This is a genomic window from Achromobacter insuavis (genome assembly GCF_902859645.1).
Lineage (GTDB): Bacteria > Pseudomonadota > Gammaproteobacteria > Burkholderiales > Burkholderiaceae_B > Achromobacter > Achromobacter insuavis.
Genome location: NZ_CADIJR010000189.1, coordinates 1 through 913, shown reverse-complemented (window position 1 = coordinate 913; position 913 = coordinate 1). Strand labels below are relative to the sequence as shown.

General features: G+C 77.5%; 1 protein-coding gene. It reads left to right on the top strand.

Annotated features, from left to right (window positions below):
- On the top strand, positions 1-913 hold a 913-nt coding region (locus H0523_RS32055; RefSeq protein WP_180180329.1), incomplete at both ends, for a helix-turn-helix domain-containing protein.

Sequence of the window (913 nt, the reverse complement as noted above, 5' to 3'; positions counted from 1 at the left end):
GCCCTGGCGCTGCGCGGCATCGCGCTGGCGCAGTTGGGCGACTTTGAACGCGCCCGGCCGCTGGTGCGCCGCGCCGCCCGCGCGTTCGGCGCCAGGGATCCGGTGGCGCGCGCCCGCTGCGTGGTGGCCGAGGCCGAGATCGCGCTGGCCTCGCGCGACCTGGGCTGGCCGACGGCGGCGCTCGAGGCCGCCCGCGCCGCGCTCGAACAGCATGGCGACCGGCGCAATGCGGCCTATGCCGGCTACCTGGCCGGGCGCCGCCTGATCCTGATGGGACGCCTGGAACAGGCCGAGCAAGTGCTGTCGGGACTGGACCCCGCGCCCTTCCCGCCGGCCTTGCGGGCGGTGCACGAGCTGGCCCTGGCCGGCATCGCGCTTCGCCGGGTACAGGCCGCCACCGCCCGCGCCGCCCTGGCGCGGGCCGCGCACGCCGCGCAGGCGGCGGCCATTCCCGCCCTGCAGGCCGAAGTGCGCCAGGCGGCGCTGGCGCTGGAGACGCCGGCGGCGCAACTGCACCACGCGGGCGAAATCCGCGCGCTGCGCCTGGACGAGGTGGAAACGCTGCTGGCGTCCGACACGCTGGTGATCGACGCCTGCCGCTATGCCGTGCATGGCGCGGGCCACAGCCTGACGCTGGCCAGCCGCCCGGTCCTGTTCACCCTGGCGCAGGCGCTGGGCCAGGCGTGGCCGGGCGATGCGCCGCGCGACGCCTTGATCGCGCAGGCCTTCCGCGCCCGACATCCGGACGACACGCACCGCGCGCGGTTGCGGGTGGAAATCGGCCGGTTGCGGACGGCGCTGGGAACACTGGCCGGCATCCGCGCGACGCGGCTGGGCTTCGCGCTGGCGCCGGCGGCCGGCGCCGTCGCGGTGCTGGCGCCGCCCGTGCAAGACCGCCACGCCGCCGTGCTGG